Genomic DNA, 743 nt, shown 5'->3' with positions numbered 1-743 from the left:
GTCACCGTACCGCTTGACCAGCCCGGCCATTTCGCTGCGGTAACACCTGAGTTAAGCCGCGCCGCGAAGCGGCGTCGGCTTGGACGAATTGTTAGGCCGCATATCGCGACCTGAAAGCGGCACGCAAGACCTCAACCTTTTCCGCCCCGAGTGAGGTGCATGCGAGCCTGTAGGACTCTATGTGCTTTGTAGGCCAGTCCACTGGTGGTACTTCATCGGCATAGTAAAAGTAATCCCAGATGATCGCCTCCCAGCTGTTACAACGGACTGGCCGCCCGGCGATGACGCCCTCAGCCGCCTCTGGGCACGAGCCCTGCGGAGCCTCCGCGATTTCATACGCTTCGTCTGCCCACCAAGCAGGTTCGCAGTCAAGTAACTCATCCCCGATCTCCGCTAAGAATCCATAGTCCAACTCCTCCATGACGCGCCCGCCGAGCATTTCAACTATTGCCTCGAGCTCGCCGCGCCTCTCGCCGGGAAACGTCAGATCAATATCATCGTGCTTGCGTGTTACACGCCCTAGCCGTGCATCGATCGCCCAGCCCGCACCGATCCAGAGCGGCAGATTTAGCTCATCTGCCGCAGCTAGAATTTTGTGTATCAATGTGACCTGCGTTGTGTCCATGCGGCCTAACGGTTTGGGCTATGGGCAGTGGCGGTTTGCGTGAGCCTTTCCTGTCAAACCGAGAAAACGCTCGGGCGGGCTACCGACTTTGCAAATTGCACTTCAACCCGCCATTGCC

The 743-nt window shown here is 58.4% G+C and carries 1 protein-coding gene; it reads right to left on the bottom strand.

Going from position 1 to position 743, the window contains the following annotated elements; translation table 11 throughout:
* Window positions 1–91 precede the first annotated feature (91 nt).
* The gene (gene aadB / locus R7Z47_RS24715) at window positions 92–625 is read right to left on the bottom strand and encodes an aminoglycoside nucleotidyltransferase ANT(2'')-Ia (protein WP_318130746.1); all 534 of its coding nucleotides are present in this window, start codon (window positions 623–625) and stop codon (window positions 92–94) included.
* Between the last annotated feature and the right edge of the window lie 118 nt (window positions 626–743).

It is taken from the genome of Vibrio sp. 1641 (assembly GCF_033339995.1).
Classification (GTDB): Bacteria; Pseudomonadota; Gammaproteobacteria; order Enterobacterales; family Vibrionaceae; genus Vibrio; species Vibrio alginolyticus.
This window is presented reverse-complemented; position numbering and strand designations above follow the sequence as displayed.

Excerpts from the sequence above, each read along its gene's own strand:
- aadB (WP_318130746.1), bottom strand. The coding sequence starts at position 625 with ATGGACACAACGCAGGTCACATTGATACACAAAATTCTAGCTGCGGCA.